Raw genomic sequence first — 6,517 nt, forward strand, 5'->3', positions numbered from 1 at the left:
CGGGAACGGGGTGTCCCCGGGAACGGGGTGTCCCCGGGAACGGGGTGTCCCCGGGAACGGGGTGTCCCCGGGAACGGGGTGTCCCCGGGAACGGGGTGTGCCCGGGAACGGGGTGTGCCCGGAAACGGGAGGTCCCCGGCCGCTCGTGGCGGCCGGGGGCCTCCCGTTCCCGGGGCCCGGATCCGGCTCAAGGCCCGGGACCCGGCGGTTCTCCGCGGAGGGGCGGCAGCCCGTCAGACCACCGCGTGGGTCTTCTCGCCCTCCCCGTCCGCCCGCTGGTCCGGGACCGGGGTCGGGGCGTGGTCGTCGACGAGGGTCTTCTCGTCGAAGGGGACGCGGCCGGCGAGGACCTCGGTCACCCGCGCCTTGTCGATCTCCTTGGTCCACGTGCCGACGAGGACGGTGGCGACGGCGTTGCCCGCGAAGTTGGTGAGGGCGCGCGCCTCGCTCATGAAGCGGTCGATGCCGACGATCAGGCCCACCCCGTCGACCAGTTCGGGCCGGTGCGACTGGAGGCCGCCCGCCAGGGTGGCCAGGCCCGCGCCGGTGACGCCCGCCGCCCCCTTCGACGCGATGATCATGAAGACGAGGAGCGAGACCTGCTCGCCGATCGACAGCGGGTCGCCCATCGCCTCGGCGACGAAGAGCGAGGCCATCGTGAGGTAGATCGCGGTGCCGTCGAGGTTGAAGGAGTAGCCGGTCGGCACGGTGATGCCGACGACCGGCTTGGAGACGCCCAGGTGCTCCATCTTCGCGATCAGGCGCGGCAGCGCCGACTCGGAGGAGGAGGTGGAGAGGATCAGCAGGAACTCGCGGCCCAGGTACTTCAAGAGGGTCCAGATGTTGATCCCGGCGACCAGCCGCAGGATCGCGCCGAGCACGACGAAGACGAAGAGTCCGCAGGTCAGGTAGAAGCCGATCATGATGACGGCGAGGGACTTCAGGGCGTCCGCGCCGGTCGCGCCGACGACGGCCGCGATCGCGCCGAACGCGCCGACCGGGGCCACCCACATGATCATGGCGAGGATGCGGAAGACCAGCCGCTGGATGTGCCCGATCCCGCGCAGGACCGGCTCCCCGGCCGCGCCCATCGCCTGGAGGGCGAAGCCCGCCAGGAGGGCGACCAGGAGGGTCTGGAGAACCTCGCCCCCGGTGAAGGCGGAGACGAGGGTGGTGGGGATGATCCCGAGGAGGAAGTCCGCCGTGGACTCGCTCGCGCCCTCCGCCTGCTTGGCGCCGGCCTCGGCCAGCTCCTCGGTGAGGTGGAGGCCGGAGCCGGGCTCCAGGAGGTTGCCGACGAGCAGGCCGATCGCGAGCGCCACCGTCGACATGAGCAGGAAGTAGCCGAGGGCGAGGCCGCCGACGGCGCCGACCTTCGCGGCCTTCCGCACCGAGCCGACGCCGAGCACGATCGTGCAGAAGATGATCGGGGAGATCATCATCTTGATCAGGTTGACGAATCCGGTGCCGAGCGGCTTGAGCTCGACGGCGACGCCCGGCGCCAGGAAGCCGACCGCGATGCCGAGCAGTACGGCGCCGATGACGGCCAGGTACAGATAGTGGGTACGGTCCCGGCGTGCGGCCACGGGGTCCTCCTCGCGCTGATGGGTGTCCACGTCCCGGTGGACTCCGCGACTATCCATCAGCCTGTGACCCGGGTCACGGTTGCGTACGTTTCGTTCACGGCCGAAACGGCGGGGGCCCGGAACGGACCGGGGCGGGGGCCCGGAACGGACCGGGGCGGGGGCCCGGAACGGACCGGGGCCGGAGCGCCGCCGCGCGGCCCCGGACGTGCACACTTACCCGCATGCGTCTCCCCCTCCCCCGCCCCCGCAGCCTGGCCGGCCAGCTCTTCGCGATGCAGGTCGTGCTCGTGGCCGTCGTCGTGGCGGGGTGCGCGGTCTTCGCGTACCTCACGGACCGGGCGCAGGCCGAGGAGACCGCGCGGCGCCAGTCCACGGCCACCGCCGCGGCCGTCGCCGACTCCCCGTCCGTGGCCGCCGCCGCCCGCGCGGCCGACCCGTCGGCGGCGCTCCAGCCGTACGCCGAGTCGCTGCGCCGCCACGCGGACGTCGCCTTCGTGGTGATCATGGCTCCGGACGGCACCCGCTGGACGCACCCGGAGCCGGACCAGATCGGCCGCACGTACCTCGGCCACATCGAGGAGGCCCGGCGGGGGCGGATCCACTCCGAGACCCACCTGGGGGTCCTCGGCCCCTCCGTGCGGACGATCGCGCCCGTCTTCGACGGCGACGGGCGGGTCGTCGCGCTGGTCAGCGCGGGCATCACGATCGAGCGGATCAGCGCGCAGGTGCGGGAGCAGGTGACCGCCCTGCTCGGCATGGCGGGCGCGGCGCTCGCGCTCGGCGGGGCGGGGACGTACGTCGTGAACGCGCGCCTGCGCCGCCACACCCACGGCATGAACGCCACCGAGCTGAGCCGGATGCACGACTACCACGAGGCCGCGCTGCACGCCGTGCGGGAGGGGCTCGTGATGCTCGACGGACGGCGGCGGATCGCCCTGATCAACGACGGGGCGCGGGAGCTGCTCGGCCTGGACGAGGGGGTCGTGGGCCGCCCGGCGGCCGACCTCGGCCTGCCCGCGCCGCTGACGGGCGCGCTGCTGTCCTCGGAGCCGCGCGTGGACGAGACGCACCTGACGGAGGACCGGGTCCTCGTCGTGAGCACCCGCCCGGTGGTCGGCGGGGAGCGGCGCGGGACCGTCGTGACGCTGCGGGACCGCACGGAGCTCCAGGCCCTGTCGGGCGAGCTGGACTCCGAGCGGGGCTTCACGCAGGCGCTGCGCTCGCAGGCGCACGAGGCGGCGAACCGGCTGCACACGGTCGTCTCGCTCATCGAGCTGGGCCGGGTGGCGGAGGCGGTGGAGTTCGCGACGGCGGAACTGGAACTGGCCCAGGCGCTCACCGACCGGGTCGTGGACGCGGTCGGCGAACCCGTCCTCGCCGCGCTGCTGCTCGGCAAGGCGGCGCAGGCCAACGAGCGGGGCGTGGAGCTGGTCCTCACCGAGGACAGCCGCATCGACGACGGCCGGGTGCCGGCGGCCCTGCCCGCCCGGGACCTGGTGACGATCCTCGGCAACCTGATCGACAACGCCGTGGAGGCGGCGGGCGGGACCCCGCACGCGCGCGTGACGGTCACGGTCGCGGCCCGCGCGGGAGACGGCGAGCTGCTGCTCCGGGTCGGGGACAGCGGCCCCGGCGTCCGCCCGGCCGACCGGGACGCGGTGCTCGGGCGCGGCTGGTCCACCCGGGGCCCGGGGCGCGGCCTCGGCCTGGCCCTGGTCCACCAGGCGGTCTCCCGCGCCTCGGGCACGCTGACCCTCACGGACGGGGAGGAGGGCGGGGCGGAGTTCACGGTACGGCTGCCGCTGCGGGAGCCGGGGGCGGGTGCGGGTGCGGGTTCGGGGGTGGTGCGGGGGGCCGTGGCGGTACGGGGGGCCGTGCAGGTGCCGGTTCCGGTTCCGGTGCCGCGGAAAGTCGGAGGGCCTCCCCTTAGGGGTGATGCCCCCGGTGCGGGCGACGCCCCCGACACGAAGGGCGTCTCCGAGGCGGGCGGCGCACCCGGCGCGAAGGACGTTTCCGGCACGGAGGTGACCCCGTGAGTGCCGCTCCCCTCCGGGTCCTGGTCGTCGAGGACGACCCCGTGGCCGCCGACGCCCACGCGCTCTACGCCGGGCGCGTCGAGGGCTTCGCCGTCGTCGGGATCGCGCACTCGCGGGCCGCCGCCGTACGGGTGCTCGACCGGACGCGGGTCGACCTGATCCTGCTCGACCTGTACCTGCCCGACGGCCACGGCCTCCAGCTCCTGCGGGCGCTGCGCGCCGCCGGGCACGCCGCCGACGTCATCGCGGTGACCTCCGCCCGGGACCTGGCGGTCGTGCGGGAGGGGGTCTCCCTGGGGGTCGTCCAGTACGTGCTCAAGCCCTTCGCCTTCGCGACCCTCAGGGACCGGCTCGTCCGGTACGCCGAGTTCCGGGCGGCCGCCGGGGAGGCCTCCGGGCAGGACGAGGTGGACCGGGCGCTCGCCGCCCTGCGCGCGCCGCACCCCGCCGCGCTCCCCAAGGGGCTGAGCGCCCCGACCCTGGAGGCGGTCACCCGTACCCTCCGGGCCGCCCCGGAGGGGGTCACCGCCGCCGAGGCGGGGACGGCCCTGGGGATCTCCCGGATCACCGCGCGCCGCTACCTGGAACACCTGGTCGCCGAGGGCCGGGCCGTGCGGGCCCCGCGGTACGGGCAGATCGGACGGCCCGAGCTCCAGTACCGCTGGCGGGAGGGACCCGTACGGGGTCACTGAACGGGGAGGACGCCGTTACCAGGCGGTTCCCACGTTCCTACGAACCTCGCGCCTTGGGGGAACGCACCGTATCCAGCCGTCACCCTCCGCACCTACGGTGGCCGCGTGCACCCACCTTCCCCACCCTTCGACGCCCCGGCCGCGCGCCGCCTGCGGGAAGGACTCGGCATGGCCCACGACCACGTCGCGTACGGCCTGCGGGCGCAATACGGCATCCTCGCCACCCCCGAGACCGTCCTCGCCTGGGAGCGCGGCCGGGCGGTCCCCACCGAGCAGGAGCTGACCGCCCTCGCGGGCGTCCTGTGGTGCTCCCCCGCCGAGCTGATCGCCGCCGCCTCCACCCTGCGCGAGCACCGGGTGGCGCGCGGGACCGCCCCCGAGGAGCTGGCGCGGCGGGTGGGGCTCTCGGCCCAGGCGTACCGGCGGATGGAGGACGAGGGGCGCTGGCGCGGCACCGAACGCCAGACGGCCGCCCTCGCGGAGGCCCTCGGCCTCGGCCCGCGCGCCCTGATCACCGCGACCGGCGGCGACGAACGCCTCGCCGAACTGCTGCGCGACGCGGCCACCACCCGCTGGCAGGCGTACGTGAAACCGGCGGTGCGGATGGTGCCGCTGCCCAGGCGGACGGTGGAGGCGGCGCTCCAGCGGCTGCACACGGACTACCACGCCCGGATGGCGGCGACCAGCAGCTGGGGCGCGTCGGGGGGCTCCGGCGAGGCGGGGCGCGCGTACCTGGACGACGTCACCGGCCACTTCTGGGCGTCCGTCGGCGCATGATCCCGACGGCGTCGGCAGGCGCCGTAGATTGGCGCCGTGAGACGACACATACCTTTCGAACGACTCCACAACTTCCGTGACCTGGGCGGCTGTCGGACCGCCGGCGGCGGAACCGTGCGGTGGGGGGCCCTCTACCGCTCCGACTCCCTCGGCAAGCTCGCGGACGCCGGTCCCGCGGACCTGGAACGCTTCCGGGAGCTGGGCGTGACCACGGTGATCGACCTGCGCTACCCGTGGGAGATCGCGGCCAAGGGCCGCCTGCCGGAGACCGGCGGCGTCGCCTGGCACAACCTCTCCGTCGAGCACCGCCCGTACGACCAGGCGGAGATCGACCCGGCCGTCGACCCGTGGCGCTACCTCGCCGACCGGTTCGCCGAGGTCGCCGAGGACGGGGCCGTGGAACTCCGTACGGCCCTGGAGGTCATCGCCGCCGCCGACGGACCGCTCGTCTTCCACTGCGCCTCGGGGAAGGACCGCACGGGGCTGCTCGCGGCGGTCCTCCTCGCGCTCCTGGAGGTCCCCGACGAGGAGGTCCTCGCGGACTTCGCCCTCACCGAGCTGGCCACGGAGCGCCTGGTCGCCGACTGGCACGCGTCCCACCCGGGCCGCGAACTGCGCTGGCCGGGCTACGGCCGCGCCCCCGCCGAGGTCGTCCGCCTGTTCCTCGCGGACCTGCGGGCGCGGTACGGATCGGTGTACGCGTACGCCACCGGCCACGTCGGTCTGGACCCGGCGGTGGTGACGGCCCTGCGGACCCGTCTGGTGGAGCCGCCGGCCGCCGTCTAGTCCGGCTGGTCCCGGCTGGTCCCGGCTGGTCCCGGCTAGTCCCGGCGGTCGAAGTCGAAGAGCTGGCCCGCGGCGTCCGGTGCGCAGGGGGCCTGGGCGAGGCGGGCCCAGGCCGCCGCGCGGTCGCCGACGACGGTGACGCAGCTGCCGGGGGTCGCGGAACCGGCCGGGACGATCCGGTAGCCCTCGACGGGAGTGCCGTACGGCTCCAGGGAGAACTCCTCGATCCGGGTGGGGTCGCCGCACTCGGAGTCCTCGTACGGCGCGTCGGGCACGCGTCCGCCGGAGGGGACGCCGGAGCAGCCCGCGCCGTAGTCGGGGTGGTCGGAGGCGATCCGCCACCGGCCGCCGCCCGCCTCCGCGAGCGCGTACAGCGGGACGTCCGCGGCGGCGCACGGCACCTGGTGGATCCGGCCCGTCCGGGAGCCGCGCCGCTCGCCGAGGCAGAAGTCGGTGCCGACGACCCGGACGAGCACGTCGCCGGCGGCGGGGGCGGTGGGGGTACGGGGCGGGTGCCCGGTGTGGCCGTCCCGCAGGAAGGCGACGACGCTGACCCCGGCGAACACGAGGGCGGCGACCGCGACCGCCGGGACGAGGAGGCCCCGTATTCGGGACCGGGCCCCGCCGCCGGACCCCGGCC

The 6,517-nt window shown here is 75.4% G+C and carries 5 protein-coding genes and 1 pseudogene; 4 read left to right on the plus strand and 2 right to left on the minus strand.

Features of this window, described 5'->3' with window-relative positions; genetic code table 11:
* Positions 1–233 precede the first annotated feature (233 nt).
* The gene (locus tag ADL08_RS07695) at positions 234–1,643 is read right to left on the minus strand and encodes a cation:dicarboxylate symporter family transporter (RefSeq protein WP_053641321.1); all 1,410 of its coding nucleotides are present in this window, start codon (positions 1,641–1,643) and stop codon (positions 234–236) included.
* Positions 1,644–1,807: 164 nt separating this feature from the next.
* Between ADL08_RS07695 and ADL08_RS07700 the strand changes: the two genes are divergently transcribed.
* The 4 genes from ADL08_RS07700 to ADL08_RS07715 all read left to right on the plus strand — a co-directional run bounded on the left by ADL08_RS07700 (position 1,808) and on the right by ADL08_RS07715 (position 5,877).
* Positions 1,808–3,622, plus strand: a complete 1,815-nt coding sequence (locus ADL08_RS07700) for a sensor histidine kinase (RefSeq protein ID WP_234352043.1) — start codon at positions 1,808–1,810, stop codon at positions 3,620–3,622.
* Positions 3,619–4,314 (plus strand): response regulator, encoded by a 696-nt coding sequence (locus tag ADL08_RS07705; RefSeq protein WP_053641322.1) that lies wholly within the window; start codon positions 3,619–3,621, stop codon positions 4,312–4,314. The genes ADL08_RS07700 and ADL08_RS07705 overlap by 4 nt, the downstream gene beginning before the upstream one ends.
* 168 nt (positions 4,315–4,482) lie before the next feature.
* Positions 4,483–5,091, plus strand: coding sequence for a helix-turn-helix domain-containing protein (locus ADL08_RS07710; RefSeq protein ID WP_053641323.1), 609 nt, complete (start codon positions 4,483–4,485; stop codon positions 5,089–5,091).
* Between the two features lie 36 nt (positions 5,092–5,127).
* Entirely contained in the window at positions 5,128–5,877 is a 750-nt protein-coding gene (locus ADL08_RS07715) for a tyrosine-protein phosphatase (protein ID WP_053641324.1), read from the plus strand.
* Between the two features lie 35 nt (positions 5,878–5,912).
* Here ADL08_RS07715 and ADL08_RS07720 read toward each other — a convergent pair.
* Positions 5,913–6,517, minus strand: a pseudogene (locus ADL08_RS07720) (hypothetical protein); the annotation flags it as partial.

It is taken from the genome of Streptomyces sp. NRRL F-6492, from assembly GCF_001280125.1.
In the GTDB taxonomy this organism is placed as follows: domain Bacteria; phylum Actinomycetota; class Actinomycetes; order Streptomycetales; family Streptomycetaceae; genus Streptomyces.